This window comes from Nonomuraea harbinensis (assembly GCF_019396385.1).
Lineage (GTDB): Bacteria > Actinomycetota > Actinomycetes > Streptosporangiales > Streptosporangiaceae > Nonomuraea > Nonomuraea ferruginea.
Genome location: NZ_JAHKRN010000024.1, coordinates 18869 through 41949 on the forward strand (window position 1 = coordinate 18869; position 23081 = coordinate 41949).

Here is a 23081-nt window from a genome sequence, read left to right on the forward strand (position 1 = left end):
GGCGGTCCGGTCAGAGGTCAGCGGGCCGGTGGGAGAGGACGTGGGTGCTGATCAGCTTGGCCGCCCCCACGACTCCCGAGGTGTCCCCGAGCTCGGAAAGCATGATCGGCAGCTCCCGGGTGGCCAGCGGCGGCGACCGGCGATGGACGACGCTGCGGACCTCGGTGAGCACGACATGGCCCAGGCCGGTCAGATCGGCCAGGCCGCCCGCGATCACGATGAGACCGGGATTGAAGAAGCTGACCAGGTCCGCGAGGACCTGGCCGAGGCGGCGTCCCCCGTCCCGGATCATCGCGATCGCCGTGGCGTCGCCCGCCGCGGCCGCCGCGCCGGCGTCCTGCGCGGTGAGCCGGCCGGCTCTGGCCAGCCGCTCGGCCAGGCCGGCGGACGTTCCGGAGCGGGCCGCCTCCTCGGCCTGGCGGGCGATCGCCGTGCCGCCGATGTAGGCCTCAAGGCAGCCGGTGTTGCCGCACAAGCAGGCCGGGCCGTGGTCGTCCAGCTGGACGTGGCCGATGTCACCCGCGCTGCCGGAGGCCCCACGGTGGATCCCGCCATCGATGACGATGCCGCACCCGATGCCCGTTCCGAGCTTGACGAGCAGGAAGTCGCCGGCGGTCCTGGCCACCCCGGCGTGCATCTCTCCGAGCGCCATGAGGTTGGCGTCGTTGTCGATGAGCGCCGGGCAGCCGAGCCGCCGGGTGAGCGCGTCCCGTACCGGATACCGGTCCCAGCCCGGCATGACCGGAGGGACGACCGCGAAGTCGTCGCGGAAGCTGACCGGGCCCGGCACCCCCATCCCCACCCCGTGCAGCCTCGGCGCGAGCCCCTGCGAGCGCAGCTCGCCCAGCAGATCCAGGGCGACCGAGAGCGCCGCGTCCGGCCCCTGCCGGGCGTCGCACGACTCCGACGCCTGCGCCAGGATCTCCAGGTCGCCTGTCGTGATCGCCACGTTCACGGAGGCGGCGCCGATCACGACGGCCGCGAACCGGAGGCTCGGCGACAGGCGCACCATCCTGGACCGCCGCCCCTTGCGGGAGGTCGCGAGCTCCACCTCCTCGATCAGTGCGAGCTCGCTCAGCCGCGCCAGCTCCCCCGCGAGCGCGGAGCGCGACAACCGGACGAGGTCGCCCAGCTCGGCCCGGTTCCGCGGGCCATCCTGCAGCAGGCGCAGGAGACGCTCCCGCTGGGCGTTCTCCTGCCGCGGCGTCGTGCGCTTCACTTCTGTTCTCCTCGTGGGGCGGCCCCGTGGGGAGACCTCGGACGACGGGGCCGCGCCGGCCCGGTCAACGTGACGAACGCGGGGACAGGCCGAGGCGGCTGTCGTGGTGACAGCCGCCATGGGCCAGGTGGAAGGGATGCTCGCAGGGTCAGCCGAAGACCTGGACTTCGGCCAGTGACAGCGGACGGTCGGAGCCGACCAGTTGGACGCGCAGGTACCGGGCGGTGCGGCCCACCGGCAGGGACAGGGACGTGCCCGCGGCCGTGCTCTGGAAGTGGTGCCACACCCCGCTCTGGGCCGCGGTGGTCCGCGGGTCGGCGGAGGTGAAGGGCGTGTCGGAGGCGAAGACGTAGAACTGGCGCAGCCGGTCGGAGCAGCAGTCGCTCCTGTTCCACAGGTTGACCTTGCTCACCTGCTTGGAGGAACCGAGGTCGACCTGCCACCAGGGGTTGGCGTCGAGGGGGGTGTCGGAGGTGTGGGTGACCGAGCCGGCGAAGAAGCCGCCGTTGGTGTCGCCGTCCACGGCCCGTCCGGCGACGGCTCCGCTGCCGTGGGTGCTGGACTGGGTGGCGGGCGCGTTCAGGGCCAGGTTGTCCGGTTCCGCAGGGCCGTCCTGGTAGAGGCCGAGGGTCGCGATCGCCGGAGGAAGCGCCCGGGAGGAGATGATCCGCAGCCTGACCTTACGGGTGGTGACCGGGGCCGGCAGCCGCAGCAGACGCTTGTAGCCGATCGTGGTGGCGCCGGTGACCTGCCGCCAGGTCGTGCCCTCCAGGGCGTCCACCGCGAAGCTCGACACCCGCTGGCCCACCTGGATGTTCTCCTGGAGGTTCACCACGTTGAAGGTCTTGTCCGAGCCGAGGTCGAGAACGAGGCCTCCGCTGGTGCCTGCCGGCTGCCAGGCGGTGCCGTCGTCGGAGTCCAGCACGTTGCCGGGGCCGTTGCCGGCGGTGTTGGACGTCCCCGTGTCGTTGGCGGCGCTCGCTGCGGCGGTGAGGTCGGTGGCGAAGATCGATCTGATCCTGTCGCCGAACTCGCGCATCCGGGTCACCTCGGCGGCGGGGAATCTCCCCGTCCTGTCCGGCGCGACGTTGAGCAGCAGCTGGCAGTTGCGGCCCACCGAGTTGAAGTACGCGTCGGTCAGGGCGTTCAGCGAGATCGGCCTCGCGTTGGGGTTCCAGAACCAGTAGTTCCCCGTCAACCGGCCGTCGCACTCGGCCGGATGCCAGGCCAGGTAGTCCGACGCGGTGGTCAGCTTGTCATCGCCGGCGATGTTGTCGGCACTCTCGCCGTAGGTGGGGTTGCGCGGCCCGTCCGGATCCGGCGTGCCGAGCTGGGGGACGACGCTCCACTCACTGGCACGTGTGGTGTAGGCCAGCTCGTTGCCGACCCAGCGGACATCGGGGCCGCCGAACATGACCGCCGTCGGCTGCAGCGTGCGCACCATCTGGAACCAGTCGGTGAAGTTGTAGGACTGCCTGCCGCCGGTCGGGTCCGCGCCGTCGAACCACACCTCGTCGATCGTTCCGTACTTCGTGAGCAGCTCGTACAGGGTGTTCATGTAGAGGCGGTTGTAGTCGTCGGCCTGAAAGGTGAACGACGGCCCCGTGCCGCCCCCGCCGGGGATCGTCGAGGTCACCTTCGGGCTGCCGTTGCCGAACGTGCGACCGGGCTGGGCCTCGTACAGGTCCGAGGGCGACAGGTAGAAGCCGACCTTGAGCCCGTGCTCGCGCGCCGAGTCGGTGAACGACCTGACGACGTCGCCCCTGCCGCCCATCCAACTGCTCGACGCCACCCCGTGGGAGGAGTACGCCGAGGGGAACAGCAGCATGCCCTCATGGTGCTTGGCGGTCAGGATGACCTTCTTGAAGCCCGCCTCCTTGAACGTGGCCGCCCACTGGTCGGTGTCCAGGCCGGACGGCTGGAACACGTCCGGGTCCTCGGTGCCCGTACCCCACTCCCGGCCGGTGAAGGTGTTCGGCCCGAAGTGGATGAACCCGGTCAGCTCCTCACGCTGCCAGGCCAGTTGCCGCGCTGTCGGCGTCACCCTGGCCGCCTTCTCGATGATCTGCGCGTGCGTGTCGGAGTCGGAGATGCCGACGACGGGATTCTCCTCGGCGGACGCCGGCCCGGCGGCGGCAGTCCCGCTGACGAGGGTGGCGAGCATGACCAGAGCGGTGATCGCGGATCGCCGCGCGTGCCGGCGGCTCAAGGGCGCGCCGATCAGATGGCTGAACACGTGCCTGTCTCCCTGGGGGTGTCGGCGGGATTCACGAGGTCGTCACCGGAAGTGTGCGACACATCGGATGTATAGGCAAGATGTCATCGTCATATGATACCGAACCGGACTGAATATCCTTGAATCATCGGATCAATGAGTGCAGACTCGTGGTCCAGGGTCCGCCGGTATCGGGCATGGGCGCCTCCTCACTTAGGGAGAGGTGACGCCGTACGACCTCATTACGCGGTTTCGTCCACAAGTTCTGGGACGTGAGGGGGTGCGAGAGAGCCCTGCTTGAAGCTGATCGAAATCTTTGGTAGCAGCGCAAGAACGAGCTTGCAAGGCCCAATGCGCAGAGCGTCGGGGCGGATGCTCTACGTGATGATGCGGGCCTTTTGTCGTGACTCGCACGGAACTTTTATCGAATTTCGGCGAAAGATCTGGGCAAGGTCCCCATATCGTCTTATATTACGGCGCAATACCGCACGAACATCGCCGGATTCCGGCAGATACACGCACCGGAACGCTTCGCACCACCCCTGCCTTACGCGTCACCGTCGTCCGAACCATGGGCCTGCCGTGCCTCCGCGCACCGAGCTGATCGTCTCCGCCCCGGGAGGTCATGCCATGTCACACCCCCGCGCCCTCCTCTCCCTGCTCCTCCTCGTCTGCCTGCTCCGCGCGGTGACCGTGACGCCGGCGGCCCACGCCGCCACGACCATCGGCCCGGTCACCGGATTCGGGCGGACAGGCGACACGTTCACGATCACGGCGGGCTCCGCCCAGGTGCGGGTGGACTTCGCCCGCGCGGACGTCTTCCGGCTGTGGCTCGCCCCCGACGGCGACTTCAGCGACCCCGTCGGCGGCCGGCTCGCCACGACGACGGAGTTCGGCCCGGTCAACCCCGTCCACACCGACGCCGGTGACCACCACCGGATCACGACCGGCGCACTCAACCTGCGGGTGTACAAGTCCCCCCTCAGGTTCGCGCTCTACAAGGCCGACAACCGCACCCTCGTCTGGTCGGAGACCACGGGCCTCACCTGGGACGGAACCGCCACCACGCAGACCCTGTCGCGGGGCGCCGAGGAGCAGTTCTACGGCACCGGGCTGCGCCTGGGCGCCTGGGCGCTGCGCGGCAAGAGCGTCCCGGTGCGGGTCACCAACGACTGGAAGGAGAACGGCAACGCCAGCCCCGCCCCGTTCTACATGTCCACCAACGGGTACGCGGTCATGCGCAACACCTGGCAGCCCGGCCAGTACACCTTCGCCTCACCGGTGACGACCAGGCACGAGGAGAACCGGCTGGACGCCTTCTTCTTCGTCGGCGACACCCCCAAGGACCTGCTGGGCGACTACACCGACGTCACCGGCAAGCCGTTCCTCGCCCCGATCTGGGGCCTGGAGCTGGGCAACGCCGACTGCTGGTCCACCCACGACACACCGGCGGGGACCGGGCCGCGGAACCGGGCAGGCCACCTGAGGACCCCCGACGTCCTCGCCTACGCCCAGGAAGCCCGGACCAAGGACATGCCCTCCGGCTGGTTCCTGCCCAACGACGGTTACAGCTGCGGGTACGAGGATCTGCCGCACGTGGTGACCGAGCTGAGGAGGCTCGGCTTCCAGACCGGCCTGTGGACCGAGAGCAGTCTGTCCGACATCGCCTGGGAGGTCGGCACCGCCGGCACCCGCGCGGTCAAGACCGACGTCGCCTGGGTCGGCTCCGGTTACCAGCGGGCCTTCGACGGCGTGCAGTCCGCGGTGAACGGGATCGAGGGCAACTCCGACGCCCGCCGGTTCGTCTGGACGGTCGACGGCTGGGCGGGCACCCACCGCAACGCGGTCGTCTGGACCGGGGACACCTCGGGGACCTGGAACGACATGCGCTGGCATGTGCCGGCCATCGCCGGCGCCGGCTTCTCCGCCTTCAACTACGCCTCCGGCGACGTGGACGGCATCTACGGCGGCTCCGGCCCGACCTACGTGCGCGACCTGCAGTGGAAGGCGTTCACCCCGGCCTTCATGACGATGTCCGGCTGGGGCGCGGCCAACCCGGCCGCCGGTTACAACGACAAGCAGCCCTGGCGGTGGGACGAGCCCTACCTGTCGATCAACCGTACGTATCTCAAGCTGAAGATGCGGCTCATGCCGTACTTCTACACCCACGCCCGCCACGCCGCCGACACCGGCGTGCCGACCGTGCGGGCGATGCCGCTGGAGTTCCCCGCCGACCCGGTCGCGCGGGGAGAGCTGACCAGCCAGCAGTTCATGGCGGGCGAGGCGTTCCTGGTCGCGCCGGTCACCTCCGACACCGCCGTCCGCGACGACATCTATCTGCCCGAGGGCACCTGGACCGACTACTGGACCGGCAGGACCTGGCGCGGGCCGGGATGGCTGGACGGCTACAGCGCACCGCTGGACAGGCTGCCCCTCCTGGTCAAGGGCGGCTCGATCGTCCCGATGTGGCCGCAGATGAACCACAGCGGCGAGAAGCCGCTCACCCCGATCACCTTCGACGTCTACCCGCGCGGCTCCTCCACCTTCACCCTGTACGAGGACGACGGGGTCACCCGCGCTCACCAGAACGGCGCGTCCGCCCGGCAGAAGGTCGACGTCACCGCGCCCGCCCAGGGCAGCGGCGACATCACCGTCACCGTGGGCGCCTCCCAGGGGAACTTCGCCGGCAAGCTGACCTCCCGCGGCTACCAGCTGGACCTGCACGTCAGCGGCGCCCCGGCTGCGGTGACACTGGACGGCGCGACGCTCCCCGCCCACGCCACCCGCGCGGCCTTCGACGCGGCGGACACCGGCTGGTTCCACGACACCGTGCTACGCGTCAAGACCGGGACCAAGCCGACCGGCGCGCCGTTCACCGTCGTCGCCTCCGGCGCCACGCTGCCCGCCGCGACCCCGGTGACCGGCACCCCGCCCGGCGAGCGGACCAGCGGCCCGATCCGCGGAGCCGCCAGCGGGCGGTGCGTCGACGTCCCCGGCGCGGCCACCGCCGACGGCACCCGGCTGGTGCTCTGGGACTGCCACGGCGGCCCCAACCAGACCTGGTCCAGGCCGGGCGACGGCACCGTACGCGCGCTCGGCAAATGCCTGGACGTCCATGGCGGCATCGGTGTCAGCGGGGCGAGCGTCGATCTGCACGCGTGCCACGGCGGCGCCAACCAGAAGTGGACCTATGACGCGGGGACCCAGACCCTGCGCTCCCTCGGCAAGTGCCTGGACGCCTTCCAGGGCGCCACGGGCAACGGGACCAGGCTGATCATCTGGGACTGCACCGCCGCACCCAACCAACGCTGGACACTCACCTAGCACGGGATTGACCATGAGATCTCTCAAAACCGCCCTGGCACTCGCCTGCCTGGCCGCCGCGGCGCTGATGCCGATCCCCACGGCGGCCCAGGCCACCACCGCCACAACCACAACCGCTACCACCAGCACCTCGGCTGCCGTCGAGCCGGACACCCTGTGGTACGCCCAGCCCGCGACGGCCTGGGAGTCCCAGGCGTTACCCATCGGCAACGGCGCCCTCGGCGCGATGGTGTTCGGCGGGGTCGGCTCCGAACAACTGCAGTTCAACGAGAAGACCCTGTGGACCGGCGGCCCCGGCACGGCCGGATACACCTACGGCAACTGGACCTCGCCGCGCCCGTCCGCTCTCCAGGAGGTCGTCGACGCCATCGACGCCGACGGCAAGGCGGCCCCCGGCTGGGTGACGGGCAAGCTCGGGCAGGCGCGCACCGGATACGGGGCTTACCAGACGTTCGGCGACCTGCGCCTGGACATGGCCGACGCGAATCCCGCCCACACCGGCTACCGGCGGTCGCTGAACATCCGCGACGCCGTCGCCAAGGTCTCCTACACCAGCGCGGGCACCGTGTTCGACCGCGAGTACTTCGCCAGCCACCCCGGCGGCGTCGTGGCGGGACGGCTCACCGCGAACCAGCCGGGCAAGATCTCCTTCACGTTGCGCTACACCTCCCCGCGCAGCGACTTCACCGCGACGGCGAACGGCGGACGGCTCACGATCCGCGGCGCGCTGGCCGGCAACGGCCTGGCGTTCGAGTCGCAGATCCAGGTCGAGGCCGAAGGCGGCACGGTCACCGGCGGGAACGGCCAGGTGCGGGTCACGGGCGCCGACAGCGCCACGTTCGTCATGAGCGCGGGCACGGACTACGCGCCGCGGTACCCCACCTACCGGGGGACGGACCCGCACGCCGCGGTGACGCGGGCCGTCGACGCGGCGGCGGCCATGCCGTACGCCGATCTGCGGGCCGCGCACGTCGCCGACCACCGGGCCCTGTTCGACCGGGTCAGTCTGGACCTGGGCGGGGCGCTGCCCGACAAGCCCACCGACCAGCTCCGCGCCGCCTACACCGGAGGCGCCTCCCCGGACGACCGCGGCCTGGAGGAGCTGTTCTACCAGTACGGCCGGTACCTGCTCATCGCCTCCTCGCGGCCCGGGTCGCTGCCCGCCAACCTCCAGGGCGTGTGGAACAACTCCACCGCGCCCCCGTGGAGCGCCGACTACCACACCAACATCAACCTCCAGATGAACTACTGGCCAGCCGCGCAGGCCAACCTCGCCGAGACCGCCGAGCCGTTCACCGCCTTCGTCGAGGACCTGAAAGCCGCGGGCACCAAGTCGGCCACGGACATGTTCGGCGCGCCCGGCTGGGTCGTGCACAACGAGACCAACCCGTACGGCTTCACCGGAGTGCATGACTGGGCGACGGCGTTCTGGTTCCCCGAGGCGAACGGCTGGCTCGCCTCCCAGGTCTACGACCTGTATCGCTTCAACCAGGACCAGGCTTTCCTGCGCGACCGGGCCTACCCGCTGCTCAAGGGCGCGGCCGAGTTCTGGCTGGCCAGCCTGCGCACCGACCCGCGCGACGGGAAGCTGGTCGTGACTCCGAGTTACTCGCCCGAGCACGGCGACTTCACCGCCGGCGGGGCCATGGCCCAGCAGATCGTCTGGGGCCTGCTCACCGACACGCTGGCCGCCGCCAGGAAGCTCGGCGCCGACACCGCCCTCCAGGGGCGGCTCACCACCGCACTCGACCGGCTCGACCCCGGACTGCGGATCGGCTCCTGGGGCCAGCTCCAGGAGTGGAAGGCCGACCTGGACGGCCGCACGAACACCCACCGGCACGTCTCCCACCTGTACGCCCTGCATCCCGGGAACCAGATCTCGCCCGCGACCACCCCTCAGTTCGCCGAGGCGGCCAAGACCTCGCTCACCGCCCGCGGCGACGGCGGCACCGGCTGGTCCAAGGCCTGGAAGATCAACTTCTGGGCGCGGCTGCTCGACGGGGACCACGCCCACAAGATGCTCGCCGAGCAGCTCAAGGGCAGCACCCTGGCCAACTTGTTCGACACCCATCCGCCGTTCCAGATCGACGGCAACTTCGGCGCCACCTCGGGCGTGACCGAGATGCTGGTGCAGAGCCAGAACGGCGACGTCCATCTGCTCCCGGCCCGGCCCGCGGCGTGGCGGTCGGGTTCGGTCACCGGCCTGAAGGCCCGCGGCGACGTGACCGTCGGCGCGTCCTGGCAGGCCGACGGCCGCACCGAGTTCATCCTCACGCCGAAGAACAGCGGGCCGCTCGCCGTGCGCGGCCACCTGTTCACCGGCCCCTTCACCCTGGTCGACACCACGACCGGCCAGACCGTGACCGCCACCCGCGACGGCGACCGCGTCTCCTTCACCGCCACGGCGGGCCGCACCTACCGGGCGACCGGGACGATCGCGGCCGTCCGGAAGGCCGCCAACCCGCTCCACCACCCGGCCACCGGCCGGTGCGCCGGCCTGGCCGGCGGCACGCCCGCCCCGGGCACCGCCGTACAGACCGCCGCCTGCGACGGCTCGGCCGGCCAGGACTGGACCTACGACCCCGCCACCGCCGCCCTGACCAGCAGATCCGGGCTGTGCCTGGACGCCTTCGGCGGCAGTTCGGCCGACGGCACCGCGCTGATCGGTTGGCCCTGCTCCGGCAGCGCCAACCAGAGATGGACGCTCACCGCCGGCGGCACCCTGACCGGCATCGGCGGCATGTGCGTCACCGTCAACGGCTCTGCCGTGCGACTCGGTACGTGCGTGTCCGGCTCCGCCGCCCAGAAGTGGGCCGTCGCGCTCGTCGGCTCCGCCTCGGACCGCTGCCTGGCGGCCGGCTCGGGCAACGGCTCACCGGTGACGATCCAGTCGTGCGACCGGAGCGCCGGGCAGCGCTGGACCCTGGGCGGCGCCGCCGGGGCCGTCACCGCGGGCACCGGCCTGTGCCTGGACGCCAGCGGCGGCGGTTCGGCCGACGACACCCCCGTCATCGCGTGGCCCTGCTCCGGCAGCGCCAACCAGGAATGGACGCTCAACCCCGACGGCACGCTCACCGGCATCGGTGGCAAGTGCCTGGACGTCAAGAACGCCGCCACCGCCGCAGGCTCCGCGCTGGTCCTGTGGACCTGCCACGGCGGCGCCAACCAGAGATGGATTCTCTAGCCCGACAGGACACCCCCCATGCGAAAGAAGTTATCCGCACTCCTCGCCCTCACCCTGACCCTCCTGCTCTCCCCGGCCCTGCCCGCGCAGGCGTCCGCGCCCCTGTTCAAGGCACTGTTGTTCACCAAGACCGCCGCCGGCGCCTACCGGCACGACGCCATCCCCGCCGGCATTTCGATGTTCCAGCGGCTGGCCGCCGACCACAACTTCCAGCTCGACCTGTCCGAGGACTCCAACGTCTTCGCCTCGGCCACCCTGAGCAGCTACGACGTCATCATCATGTTCCAGAACTCGGGCATGGTCTGGGACACCGCCGCCCAGCGCCAGGGCGTCCAGGACTACGCGGCGAGCGGCAAGGGCATCGTCGCCGTCCACAACACCACCGACATGAACATCGAGACGCAGTTCCCCTGGTGGGACCAGGTCGTCATGGGCGGCGCGCACATGACCGCGCACTCGGCCGTCGTCCAGGGGACGGCGAAGGTCGCCGACAAGGTTCACCCCTCGACGAGAGGGCTGCCGGACCGGTGGGTGCGCGCCGAGGAGTGGTACAACTTCGACAAGAACATGCGCGGTGACGTCCACGTGCTGGTGACCGCGGACGAGACCACCTATGACGCCGGCCCGTCGCGGATGGGCCACGACCACCCGATCTCGTGGTGCCGTGAGGGCCAGCCCGCGAAGGTATGGGCCACGGCCATGGGACACCAGGCCTCGTCCTACTCCGAGCCGATGTTCCAGCAGCACGTCCTCGGCGGCGTGCAATGGGCGGCGGGCGCCGAGGCCGGATCCTGCGGCGGCACGGTCGCCGGCCGCTATCAGAAGGTGACCCTCGACAACCAGCCCGCCCAGCCGATGGCCCTGGACGTCGCGGCCGACGGCCGGGTCTTCTACGTCGAACGCCTCGGCAAAGTGAAGATGATCACAAGCGAGGGCGGCGTGCACACGACCACCACCCTGGCGACGCTGAACGTCTACACCGGAGGCGAGGACGGCGTCATCGGCATCGCCGCCGACCCCGGCTTCGCCACCAACAGGCGCCTCTACATCAACTACTCGCCCGCCGGCGGCGCCGAGATCAACCGGATCTCACAGTTCACCCTGAACGCGGCCGGGACCGCGCTGGACCTGGCCAGCGAGAAGAAGATCATCGACATCCCGGCCTGGCGCACCCCCGAACCCGGCCACACCGGCGGGAACATCGAGTTCGGCCCCGGCGGCAACCTCTACATCGGCGTCGGCGACGACGTCAAACCGTCGGAGTCCGGCGGGTACACCCCGATCGACGAACGGCCGGGCCGCGAGCGGTTCGACGCCCAGGGCACCTCGGCCAACACCGACGACCTGCGCGGCAAGATCCTGCGGATCCACCCCGGGGAGAACGGCGGCTACACGATCCCGCAAGGGAACCTGTTCCCCCAGGGGACCGCCAGGACCAGGCCCGAGATCTACGCCATGGGCTGGCGCAACCCGTTCAGGTTCAACGTGGACCCCGTGACCGGCTGGATCTCCGCCGCGGACTACGGCCCGGACGCGGGCTCCGCGAACCCCGGCCGCGGTCCTGAAGGCATCGTCGAATGGAACCTGATCAAGGAGCCGGGCAACTACGGGTGGCCCTACTGCATCGGCGACAACACCCCGTTCAACGACTTCACCTTCCCCAGCGGCCCGTCCGGGCCGACGTTCGACTGCACGGCGCCGGTGAACACCTCGCCCAACAACACCGGACTGCAGAACCTGCCCGCCGCCAAACCCGCCACCGTCTGGTACGACTACCACGCCGGCTCGCCGTACCCGGAGATGGGGACCAGCGGCGGAGGCGCGCCGATGGGCGGGCCCTTCTACCGCTACGACGCCGCGAGCACCTCTGAGCGGAAGTTCCCCGCCTACTACGACAAGACCCCGTTCTTCTTCGAGTGGAGCCGCAACTACATCCGCGAGATGCGGCTGGACGGCGACGGCGGCCTGTTGAAGATCAACAACTTCGTGCCCGGCCTGAACCTGCGCTCGCCGATGGACATGGACTTCGGCCCCGACGGCGCGATGTACTACCTCGACTGGGGCATCGGCTGGTTCGAGGACCACCCCGACGACGGCGTCTACCGGGTCGACTACGTCAACGGCAACCGCTCCCCGCTGGCGAAGATCACGGTCACCCCGGACACCGGGCCGTCGCCGCTGAACGTCACGTTCTCGTCGGCCGGGTCCTCCGACCCCGACGGGGACGCGCTCACCTACGCCTGGGACTTCGACGGGAACGGCACCACGGACTCCACCGCCGCCAACCCGGCCTTCACCTACACCTCCAACGGCATGTACACGGCACGCCTGACCGTCCGCGACCCCGGCGGCAAGACCGGCTCGGCGACCGCCGACGTCACCGTCGGCAACACCAGGCCGACCGTCGTCTTCGAGGAGCCGCCCGACGGCGGATTCCTCGGCGACGGCCACACGATCAACTACCGGGTCAAGGTGACCGATCCCGAGGACGGCACCGCGATCGACTGCTCCAAGGTCTCGGTGCTGTACGCGATCGGCCATGACGAGCACAGCCACGACGTCAGCACGATCAACGGCTGCACCGGCTCGTTCCCCACCGACAACGGCGGCCACGACGCCACCGCCAACTTCTTCCATGTGCTGCTGGCCAAGTACACCGACAAGGGCGGCCTGGTCGGAACGGTCAACGTGAGGCTTCTCCCGATGCACCGGCAGGCCGAGCACTACACCGGCTCGTCCGGCATCCGCGTGGTCGACCAGGCCGGGGCCGAGAACGGCAAGCGCATCGGCGACATCTCCAACAACGACTGGATCGCCTTCGACGCGATCAACCTCAAGAACGTCACCTCGGTGTCGTTCCGGGTCTCCTCACCGGCGGACAACGGCGGCTCGATCGAACTGCGCAGCGGTTCGCCCACCGGTCCGCTCGTCGCGAGCCGGACGGTCCCGAGCACCGGCGGATGGAACACCTACGTGTGGCTGCCGCCGGTCCCGGTCACCGACCCCGGTGGCACGAAGACGCTGTACGCCGTGTTCAAGTCCCCGATGGCCGGGCCGTTCGACCTCGACGCCTTCACCCTCAACGGACCCGGTGTGGGCGTCCCCGGCGGCGGCTCCGGACCGGTGAACGGCGGCGTCTACACGCTGACCGCCGCCCACAGCGGCAAGGTCGCCGACGTCAGCGGGCACTCCACCGCCGACGGGGGCGCCGTGGTGCAGTGGCCCGGCAACGGCGGCGCCAACCAGCGGTGGAGGGCGGCCGACGCGGGCGGCGGCGCCTTCACCCTGGCCGCGGTCCACAGCAACAAGTGCCTGGACGTCAACGGTGCCTCCACCGCCGACCACGCCCTCCTCGTGCAGTGGGCGTGCAACACCGGCAACAACCAGAGATGGAGGTTCGAACCCGCCGCCGGCGGTGTCTTCCGCATCGTGTCTGTGCACAGCGGCAAGTGCCTGGACGTGCCCGCCGCCTCGACGGCCGACGGAGTTCAGCTCATCCAGTACACCTGCGGGTCCGGCAGCAACCAGCAGTGGCGGCTGACCCGGATCAGCTGACACCGGCTCTTCACCTCCGGCGGCGCCCGCGCGGCGCCGCCGGCCACACCAGAAACGGACATGCCTATGAAGACCTTGACCTCCATGGCCGGCGCTCTACTGCTCACCTTGAGCACCGTCATCGCAGTGGTGACCACCACCGCGACGCCCGCACAGGCCGCCGCCCTCGGTGACGTGGTGCCGGTGCCCGTCTCGGTGCAGCCGGCGAGCGGCACGACCTACACGCTCGCCCCCGGCGCGGGCATCTTCACCCAGGCGGGGTCGGCCCCGGCGGCGGACGTCGGCGCCTACCTGGCCGACCGTCTGCGGCCGTCGACAGGCTACGCCCTGCCGGTCTCGGCCGCCGCCGGCGGCACTCCCGGCGACGGCATCTCCTTGCTTCTCACCGGCGCCGACGCGAGCGTCGGACCGGAGGGTTACCAGCTTGACGTCACCTCCGGCGCCGTGGTGATCCGCGCGCAGACGGCAGCCGGGCTCTTCAACGGGGTGCAGACCCTGCGGCAGCTCCTGCCGGCGGAGATCGAGAGCTCGTCCGTACGGCCAGGTCCGTGGGTCGTGCCGGGCGGGCGCATCGTGGACCACCCCCGCTTCGCCTACCGGGGGACGATGCTCGACGTCGCCCGGCACTTCCAGCCGGCGGACGTGGTGAAGCGGCACATCGACAGAATCTCGCTCTACAAGCTCAACCACCTGCATCTGCACCTGAGCGACGACCAGGGCTGGCGCATCGCCATCGACGCCTGGCCCCGGCTGACCACCCACGGCGGCAGCACCCAGGTCGGCGGCGGCCCGGGCGGCTACTACACCAAGGCCCAGTTCCAGGACATCGTCGCCTACGCCGCGCGGCGGAACGTCACGATCGTCCCCGAGATCGACATGCCCGGCCACACCAACGCCGCGCTCGCCTCGTACGCCGAGCTGAACTGCAACGGCGTGGCGCCGCCGCTCTACACCGGCACGGCCGTCGGTTTCAGCTCACTCTGCGTCCCCAAGGAGATCACGTACACCTTCGTGCAGGACGTGCTGACCGAACTGGCGGCGCTCACGCCCGGACCGTACCTCCACATCGGCGGCGACGAGGCGGCCTCGACCTCGCCGGCCGACTACGCGACCTTCATGAACCGGGTGCAGCCGCTGGTCGCGGCCACGGGCAAGACCGTCATGGGCTGGGACGACATCGGGACCCAGGCGGTGCAGCACTCGCCGAACCGCGTCGTGCAGTACTGGGGCACGAGCAACTCCGACGCGACGGTGAGCAATGCCGTGTCGCAAGGCGCGAAGGTCGTCATGTCCCCGGCCAACAAGGCCTACATCGACATGAAGTACAACGCCTCAACCCCGATCGGGCTGACCTGGGGCGGATACATCGAGGTCCAGACGGCCTACGAGTGGAACCCGGGCACGCACCTGAACGGCGTGCCGGCCTCGTCCGTGCTGGGCGTCGAAGCGCCCCTGTGGAGCGAGACCGTCGTCACGGAGGAGCACATCGAGCTCCTGGCGTTCCCGCGCCTGCCGGCCATCGCCGAGCTCGGCTGGTCGCCCTGGTCCACCCACGACTGGAACGGCTTCCGTACCCGTCTGGGCGCCCACGGCGCGCGCCTGGCGCTCATGGGGATCGACTTCTACCGCTCGTCGCAGATCCCCTGGACCTCGATCGCCGTCAACGGTGGTTTCGAGACCGGTTCGCTGTCACCCTGGGGTGCCTGGAACAGCGCGTCCGTGGTCAACGACAACGTGCGCAGCGGCGCGCACGCGGTGCGCCTCGGCTCCGCCCCCGCTTCGGCCGAACAGCGTGTGACCCTCAATCCGAACACCACGTACCGGTTGTCCGGGTGGGCCAAGTCGGCGGTCGCGGGCGAGCAGACACACATCGGGGTGAAGCACTACGGGGGCGCGGAGCTCGCCGCGACGATCACCTCGACCGGCTACACCGAAGGGTCGGTCACCTTCACCACCGGGGCGGCCAACAGGGAGGCCACGATCTACTGCTACAAGGCGACCGGCGGCGGCCCCGCCCACTGCGACGACATCACCGTGGAGGTCAGCACCGGCGCGATCCGCGGCGCCGCGAGCGGACGGTGCGCCGACATCACCGGGGGCAACACGGCGGACGGCACGCGGGTGATCCTCTGGGACTGCCATGACGGCGCCCACCAGTCCTGGTCACGCCCGGGTGACGGGACCGTCCGCGCCCTGGGCAAATGCCTCGACGCCGCATCCGACGTGGCCGCCATCCGCGCCTGCGACGGTTCGACGACCCAGCAGTGGACCTACGACACCGCCACCCAGTCGCTGCGCTCCAGCGGCAAGTGCCTCGACGCCTACGGCGGCGCGACCGCGAACGACACCGCGCTGATCATGTGGTCGTGCCACGGCGGGGCCAACCAGAGGTGGACGCTCTTGTGACGGTTCCGGCGAAGGCGTGGGGACCACGGAGCTGACGCCACGCCTTGCGCTCCACAAGGCCGCATGGGTCGCCGGGCCGGCTGACCGAGCACACGCGGGACGCCGGCCCGGCAGCCCACGGCTGCGCCGCAACGCGCGGGCGGCGACGCCTGCTCCACCGACCCCGGCGTCCAGCTGTGGCAGCGGACGTGCCCCCACGACCCGGAAAGGAGACCCGCGGGCCCGAGGAACCCCGCCCACCCGGCGCGACAGCCGGGCACCCACGCTGACCCCAGCGGGGCAATCGACCTCCAGCCGAAGACCTCAGCCGACCAACTCAAGGTCGCGGAAGAACGAGGCTACGCTGGTCAGCTCGTCAGAGCGATCCTCGTCTCGCAACTCCGCGAAGCGGGATGGAAAGCGCTCACTTCAGATGTCTACACATCAGTGCTCCCGGAGATGGCGCACGCGGCCGCGGAGGCCAGCGCGGCTCTGGTGCACAACGCAGAGCGGGGGCGGAGGGAGCGCCCGCGAGTGGCGGTCTCCCAACCGCCGCTTCCCCCGCCCGCGGAAGTGTCGGAGATGCCGCTCTAAAACGGGAGTGTCCGAGACTGCCGGTCGCCTCACGGTCCCGCAAATGGGAGGGGCAATAGGCCGTGGCGGCTACCTGTTAGCCTGCATGTTTCACACCGAAGAGATCACTGGTTCGATCCCAGTATCGCCCACCATGTTGCAGCAGGTCAGAAGCCGGGCTCCCAGAGCGGGGTCCGGCTTTTTGATCGTCTGACTCCGATCTGACCCCTGCATGATCCCTCACCCCTCCCTCGGGCCGCCAGGGAATGGCGGGCTGCGGGCTCGTTCGGCGACCCCGTCCGGCGGGTGATGTTCAACAGGCCCTGCCTTCATCCGAGCTCACTCTCGCGGGAGCGCCCCAATAGTGATCTACAATGTAAAGGCATCGCCAAGGAGCGTTTGCTGATCATCACAAGGTAGTCACAATCCGTGCCCGCACCCCAACCCTGAGGCATCAGGACGCGTCGTCCTGATGGACGAAGGGGTGAGGGAAATGAGCAGCGGCCAACCCGGATACGCCGTCATCGACCTGGAGACCACGGGCCTGCGCCCGTCGTGGCACGACCGGATCGTCGAGGTCGGCGTCGTGCTGCTCGACCCGCACGGATTCGTCACCGGCGAATGGAGCACCCTGGTCAACCCCGAACGCGACCTGGGACCGCAACGCATCCACGGCATCACCGCCGCCGACGTCCGTCACGCGCCGACCTTCAGGGAGATCGCCGGGAGTCTCGCCGGTCTGTTGCGGGGCCGGGTGCCCGTGGCGCACCATCTCCGCTTCGATCTCGGCTTCCTGGAGTACGAGTTCGCCCGGACCGGCGCCGCGATCCCCGCTCTGGCCGCCGTCGGCGTCTGCACGATGACCGAGGCCGCCCGCTTCCTGCCGGTCGCTCCCCGCACGCTGGCCGGCTGTTGCGCCGTCGCCGACATCCCGCTCGACGGCCATCACGACGCGCTCATCGACGCCCGGGCCGCCGCCGCATTGTTGCGCCACTACCTCAGGCTCGCGCACCCGGAGTCGCCCTGGGCTCACGTCCTCCACTCCGCCTCCGCGCTGACCTGGCCGGCCATCCCGCGTACCGACACCGACCCGGTGCGGCGGGGCGTGTCCGCCGAGCGCGACACCCATTTCCTCGCCCGGCTGCTGGACAGGCTGCCGCGCGCCTCCGACACGGTCCGCGCGGACCCCTACTTCGCCCTGCTGGACCGGGTGCTTCTCGACCATCACATCTCGGCTGCCGAAGCCGACGCGTTGATCGCCCTGGCCGCCCAACTGGACCTCAGCCGGGCCGATGCCGTCCGCCTGCACCATGAGTACCTGAGCGCGCTGGCGCACGCGGCCAAGGCCGACGGTGTTGTCACACCTTCGGAACGCCGGGAACTCGATCTGGTAGCCGACCTGCTCGGTCTTGGGCCGAAGGCGGTGGAATCCGCGCTGGCGTGCGGTGGCGCGCCCCGGCATCCTTCCGCTTCTGGCGGTTTCCGTCTCCAGCCCGGTGATCTCGTCGTGTTCACCGGTGAGATGGAGGGCGGTCGTGAGACTTGGGAGGAGCGGGCTCGTCAGGCCGGTTACGTCCCGCACGGCAACATCACCAAACGCGTCCGGTTGCTGGTCGCCGCCGATCCCGACTCGATGTCGGGCAAAGCGCGCAAGGCGCGCGCCTACGGCATCCCCATCGTCACACCGGACGCCTTCGCCCGTATGAGCCTGTCCGGGAGGCCAACAGGGCTGAAGCGTTCTCACGTTGTGAGACCGAGTAGGTGAAGGCCATCGGCTGGGTGGCTGCGGTAGTGGTCAGCGGCGGAGGCGATGTTGGTCCAGCCGATGAGGCGGGCCAGGCTGATGGCAAGGTTGCGCAGGCTGGCCATGATGCGCGGGGCTGCTCCGGTCCGGACGCGGGAGGCGTCTTCGCGGTAGGTGACGTCGCGGATGTGGTGCAGGGCCTCGATGCTCCAGTGGCCGCGGATCAATGCGGCGAGCCGGGCGTGGGTGATCCGGCCCGGTGTGAGGCTGGTGATCGCGTAGATGGTGACGATGGTGGTCTTGCCGGTTCTGCGGTCAGTGCGGCGGCGTTTGACCTGGATGGCCTGGGCGGCGTGGGGGAAGGGCAGGCCGGGGCGGGCGGTGCAGATCTTCATGCGGCGGATCTCTCGGCGGCCGTGTCCGGTCTCGTCGGTGCGGTCGTTGAGGATGGCCTCGCGCCAGGGCAGGGCTTTGAGCCGGCGCAGGAGCGTGGGCTGGTTGCCTTTGACGATGAACAGGTAGTGGCCGCCGGCGGCGATGATCTGCTGGGCGTGGTCGTGCTGGGTGTGCAGGGCGTCGGCGGTGATGACCGTGCTGGACAGGTCCAGGCTGCGCAGCAGGGGTGTGAAGGCGGGGATCTCGTTGCTCTTGGCCTTGACCTGCTGCTGGGCCAGGACGGTCTGCGTGTCGTGGCGGGTTGCGGCCGGCAGGTGGACCGTGCTGCCGTCCGGGGTGCGACTGCCGCGTGGGGTCTTGCCGTCCACGGACAGGCCGAGCGGGGACGTTCGGGTGGATGTCGCCTGTTGGGGTGGTTGGCAGGCGGCCAACGCGGCGAGGTAGCCGCAGGTCGCGGTGTCGAAGGCGTCGCCGTCCAGGCGGGCCAGCAGCCGTCCCAGGGTGGAGGCGGCCGGTCGCGTCGTGGCCGGGAGGCCGAGTTGGGTGCGCAGGTCGGGGTCGTACCCGGCGATGAACCTGGCGAGCTGCGCCAGTGATGTTGCTCCGCTGAGGACAGCGAGCCGACGACGACCCGCGCACCTCCTCCGTTGAAGATCTCCGAACAGGCGCCGGTTCTCTAAGGGTGTCGTGCGCGGATCAGCAGGACTGGTCAACCGGTCAGTGCCCGCTCCACGACGCCCGCGTACGCCTGCTGCCCGTACATGTTCGGGTGGAAGGTCTCGCCGTCCACCACCGAGAGGGTGTTGATGTAAGGATCCTGGTCGCAGACGGCGTGGCCGCGGAAGGCCGGCACCGGGTTCGCGAAGCGGATGTCCGCGCCCTCGCCCCGGAGCCGCGCCACGGCGTCCGCCGCGACCTCGTTGAGCAGGTCCGTCATGTCGTTGATCCAGCGGGACTCCGAGATGGTGATGGCGAGCAGCTCCGTGCAGCCGAGCGGGATCGTGAGGGAGGGATTGAAGATGTGCGGGTAGCCGACGGCGACGATCGTCGCGTGCGGCGCCTTCTGCCGGATGGCCGAATAGGCCGCGTAGTACTCGTCCGCCAGCCCCCTGATGCGCTGTGCGATGGCGCCGTCGATGCACGACACCCCCTTGAGGCACTCGGTGACGATCAGGCTGAAGCCCGCGTCGTTGCCGCCGACGCTCAGGGTGACCAGGTCGGTGTCCACGTCCACGTACCCCTGCGAGAGCTGGGGCGCCTCGCCCTTGGAGGGGTAGGAGGATCCGGTCACCTCCGCGAACTTCGCGCCCGAGCAGGCGATGAAGGCGAACGCGGCGTCCGGGTCGGAGGCGATGGGGGTGATCCCGCCGGGGAGGTGGATCTGGCGCGGGTAGGCGGAGTGGATCGAGCGATGGCACCTGGATTTGCGACTGCCCAGCGTGTATTCGGAGTTGGGGTCGTACGGCGCGTTGCCCTCTCCTGAGGAGTACGAGTCCCCGAGCGCCACGTAGTCGACCGTGGGCTTGCTCGTGGGGATGAAGGCCATGGCGTCGAAGGCGATGTCCCAGTCCCAGCCGGCGCCCTCTTCGCGCGGCGTCAGGTTGCTGAGCGACACGCTCGCCCCGGACCTGAGGTTGAACACGCCGAGGTCGACCCAGACGTCCTTGCCCCACCGCTGGCTGACCATGCGGTGGCGCTTGCCCGCGCCGCCGCCGAGGTCGATGACGTACTTGGCGAGCTGGGTGTGGGCGCCGTGGCTCGGCAGGTGGACCATGACGCGTGTCCAGCCGACCGCCGCGGAGGGCGGCCGCCAGGTCCCGGTCACCCCGAACATGTGGTTGCCCTGCTCGGCCCGGGTGTGGGCGAACCAGAAATGCCCGCCGAAGCCGCTGCCGAGCTGGTGAAAGTCGACCTTGGACGCGTACGCGTTGAATCCGTCGGCCTCGAACGCCAGCGTGAACGAACCGTGGCTGCCCCACGCCGGAGAACATCCAGGCCGGACGGACGGCACCGAGGTCGGCACGTCGTCGACCACGTACGCGCCGGAGGGCAGGCCCGACAGCGAGCAGTTCGGCGGGTATGAGGTGCCGTCCGGCTGCTCCGGATAGGTGGTGTCGAACCGGTGCAGTTCGTTGCCGCAGAAGCCGCTCCCGCACGCGTGGAACTCTGTCGGGGTGTGCCACCAGCACTTCAGGTCGTACTGGCCGGCGCCGTTGCGGTGTGCGCACGGTCCGGCGGGCTCGCCCACCACGTCGGGGTCGTTCGGCAGGAAGCTGCCGCCAGGACTGCAGTGGTTCCGGTCCGCGACGCAGAAGTGGTGGATGGGAGGCTTGGCCAGCTCGCGGTCGACCTCGCTCACCCACCAGGCCGGGCGGAAGCCGGGGCCGGTGGGGGTGGCGATGGAGTAGGCGGCGAACCCGATGACCTTCTCCGGATAGGGCCAGTGCTGGGGGTGGGCGGGATCGTGCGGATCCTGGTTGAAGAAGCCGCGGTTGGCGGGATAACGAGGATTGGCCGGGTTGTTCATCCAGCCGACCCCCCAGGGCGACCCGTCGCCCTCGTCGGGATGGAAGCCGGAGTTGTAGGCCCAGATCGCGAAGAACCAGTTCTCCAGCCACTTGGGATCGCCGTCGCTGTGGATGAGCCCGGCACGGTAGGTCTGGTTCCACTTGTCCTGCAGGATCCGCAGCCCGGCCGCGATGTTAGTGGCGTAGTCCAGCGCGGCCGCGCGCTGGTGCGTGGCGGGCAGCGCCACCTCGCAGTAGCCGTCCTTGCAGGGTCGCTCCCGCCCGGCCTTGCGCATGCCGTCGGTGATCTGGGTGATGCCGTAGCCGCAGTCGCTGTCGGCCCAGCGGATCACCCAGTCGTCACTCGCGTCATCGTTGTACACCTGGCGTCCGTAGAAGTTTCCAATGAGCGGGTTGCCGGTCACTCCTGGCAGGGCATGACCCGAGGCCTGCCACAGGTTCGACTCCTGCGACATGATGCCGAGGAACACCTGCACCGGCACCCGCCCGCCGCCGGCAAGGGACCGCGGCGGGAACAGGCTCTGCGGCGACCACGCCGGCAGGCCCGACCGTTTCCAGTCGGCGGGGCGCGTCATGGTCAGGTTTCCGACGACCGCCTGGTCGGCCGCCCACTCCACCTGCCGGGGCGTCGGCTGGTACACCTGGGAGCGCGGATCGTTGCGCGGCACGGCGCAGTACGCCTCGGTGTCCATCGGGTTCGTCGAGACCGCGACCGCCGCCCCCGCTGAGGCCGGAGCGGTGCTCTGTCCGCCGGACGCGTCCCCGGGGGAGACGGCGAACTCCACCTGCCGGCCCGTCGACACGATCCGGGCGGTCAGCTCCAGCGTGCGCCGCTCACGCGGATCCGGCAGCGTCATGGCCTCCTGCCACGCTCTGGAAGGCGTGGCCGCGCCACCGGGCGAGGGCCGGGTCCCGGGCAGGATGGCGAGCCGTCCCCGGGTCGAGACCTGCGCCTTCGCCGGCACGTCCAGCCGGGTCACGGCCGCGGGCAGGCGTCCCGGCACGCGGGCGTTCCCGGTCAGGAAAACCTTGCCCGCCGTCCCCGCGACCACGTCCACCTCGGTGAGCGGGCCGCTCGCCAGGTGCTCGGGCCGTTCGCCGGGAACGGGCTTCGCCAGCCTGCGCACGTTGGCGACGTCGCCCCGGTACTCCATGTAGACCACGCCGCCCGCGCCGTCGGCCGCCAGCCGGAACGGCGCCGACGCGGCGCGCGCCAGCCGGCGGGTGGCGCCGTCCCGCTCGACCCGGATCAGATGCGTGCCGGCGGAGGCGACGATGCCGTCGCCCACCGGGATGGCCGAGGTGATCTGGCCGGGCCGCTCGACGGGCCGCTCCAGCGTGGCGGTGCGGGTGTCGAGGATCGACATCCTCGTCGCCGTCTTCTCCTCGCCCGGCAGGTCGCCGCCCTTGGCCTGGGTGATCACGCTCAGCTCGCCGCTGCCGCAGCCCGGGTTGAAGTACGCGAGCGTCGAGCGTGCCGGCAGCCTGGTCACCCTGCCGGTGGGCACGTCGATGAGCGCGGTGAAGGCGCCCCGGTCGAACAGTCGCCCGTCGTTGGTGAAGGCGCGCGGCGCGTAGACGGCCACGGCCGTGCGGCCGGAGGCGGTGAAGCACACGTTGCCGATCCAGCGGTCGGTCTCGAAGCCCGGCTCGCTGAGCGTCGCCACCGTGCGCCACGCGTACCCGGTGCGTTCCTCGGCCACCAGCACGTGCAGGCCGGTCGGGTCTCCGTCGGTCGTCCACGCCAGGTCGGGCGAGGTACGCCAGTCGTCCGCCAGCACCCGGCCGCGCTCGGCCGGGTCCACGGACGGCCCGGGCGGGCTCGCGGGCACGGTGGCGCTCACCGCCGGGGCGGTGGCGTGCACCGCCGGGGTGAGGTCGGCGGCGAGCAGTACGGCCGCCGCGCCGATGACGAGCGCTTTGATCGTCTTTGCGTTCATTGCTGCGCTCCGTGGGGG

The 23081-nt window shown here is 70.4% G+C and carries 9 protein-coding genes; 5 read left to right on the plus strand and 4 right to left on the minus strand.

What is annotated here, in order from left to right; translation table 11 throughout:
* Nucleotides 1-10: 10 nt before the first annotated feature.
* Nucleotides 11-1219, minus strand: coding sequence for an ROK family transcriptional regulator (locus tag KME79_RS24095; RefSeq protein WP_219546439.1), 1209 nt, complete (start codon nucleotides 1217-1219; stop codon nucleotides 11-13).
* A gap of 148 nt (nucleotides 1220-1367) precedes the next feature.
* Complete coding sequence (locus tag KME79_RS24100; RefSeq protein ID WP_219546440.1) at nucleotides 1368-3455, minus strand: alpha-L-fucosidase; 2088 nt, start codon at nucleotides 3453-3455, stop codon at nucleotides 1368-1370.
* 609 nt (nucleotides 3456-4064) lie between these two features.
* On the opposite strand from KME79_RS24100, the gene KME79_RS24105 reads away from it, so the two are divergent.
* The 5 genes from KME79_RS24105 (at nucleotide 4065) to KME79_RS24125 (ending at nucleotide 18220) form a co-directional block, all read left to right on the plus strand.
* Nucleotides 4065-6758 carry a ricin-type beta-trefoil lectin domain protein gene (locus KME79_RS24105; RefSeq protein WP_219546441.1) on the plus strand — a complete coding sequence of 898 codons (2694 nt, stop codon included), beginning with the start codon at nucleotides 4065-4067 and terminating at the stop codon, nucleotides 6756-6758.
* A 13-nt stretch (nucleotides 6759-6771) separates the two neighbouring features.
* Complete coding sequence (locus KME79_RS24110) at nucleotides 6772-9942, plus strand: glycosyl hydrolase family 95 catalytic domain-containing protein (protein ID WP_219546442.1); 3171 nt, start codon at nucleotides 6772-6774, stop codon at nucleotides 9940-9942.
* Between the two features lie 18 nt (nucleotides 9943-9960).
* Nucleotides 9961-13497, plus strand: coding sequence for a ThuA domain-containing protein (locus KME79_RS24115; protein ID WP_219546443.1), 3537 nt, complete (start codon nucleotides 9961-9963; stop codon nucleotides 13495-13497).
* A gap of 66 nt (nucleotides 13498-13563) precedes the next feature.
* Complete coding sequence (locus KME79_RS46490; RefSeq protein WP_281429477.1) at nucleotides 13564-15903, plus strand: family 20 glycosylhydrolase; 2340 nt, start codon at nucleotides 13564-13566, stop codon at nucleotides 15901-15903.
* 1045 nt (nucleotides 15904-16948) lie between these two features.
* Nucleotides 16949-18220 carry an exonuclease domain-containing protein gene (locus tag KME79_RS24125; protein WP_219546445.1) on the plus strand — a complete coding sequence of 424 codons (1272 nt, stop codon included), beginning with the start codon at nucleotides 16949-16951 and terminating at the stop codon, nucleotides 18218-18220.
* On the opposite strand, the gene KME79_RS24130 is transcribed toward KME79_RS24125, so the two are convergent.
* Nucleotides 18196-19308 carry an ISAs1 family transposase gene (locus KME79_RS24130; protein WP_219546446.1) on the minus strand — a complete coding sequence of 371 codons (1113 nt, stop codon included), beginning with the start codon at nucleotides 19306-19308 and terminating at the stop codon, nucleotides 18196-18198. The genes KME79_RS24125 and KME79_RS24130 overlap by 25 nt on opposite strands.
* Nucleotides 19305-23063 carry a GDSL-type esterase/lipase family protein gene (locus tag KME79_RS24135; RefSeq protein ID WP_219546447.1) on the minus strand — a complete coding sequence of 1253 codons (3759 nt, stop codon included), beginning with the start codon at nucleotides 23061-23063 and terminating at the stop codon, nucleotides 19305-19307. The genes KME79_RS24130 and KME79_RS24135 overlap by 4 nt, the downstream gene beginning before the upstream one ends.
* Nucleotides 23064-23081 lie beyond the last annotated feature (18 nt).

Excerpts from the sequence above, each read along its gene's own strand:
- KME79_RS24105 (WP_219546441.1), top strand. The coding sequence starts at position 4,065 with ATGTCACACCCCCGCGCCCTCCTCTCCCTGCTCCTCCTCGTCTGCCTG.
- KME79_RS24110 (WP_219546442.1), top strand. The coding sequence starts at position 6,772 with ATGAGATCTCTCAAAACCGCCCTGGCACTCGCCTGCCTGGCCGCCGCG.
- KME79_RS24115 (WP_219546443.1), top strand. The coding sequence starts at position 9,961 with ATGCGAAAGAAGTTATCCGCACTCCTCGCCCTCACCCTGACCCTCCTG.
- KME79_RS46490 (WP_281429477.1), top strand. The coding sequence starts at position 13,564 with ATGAAGACCTTGACCTCCATGGCCGGCGCTCTACTGCTCACCTTGAGC.
- KME79_RS24125 (WP_219546445.1), top strand. The coding sequence starts at position 16,949 with ATGAGCAGCGGCCAACCCGGATACGCCGTCATCGACCTGGAGACCACG.
- KME79_RS24135 (WP_219546447.1), bottom strand. The coding sequence starts at position 23,063 with ATGAACGCAAAGACGATCAAAGCGCTCGTCATCGGCGCGGCGGCCGTA.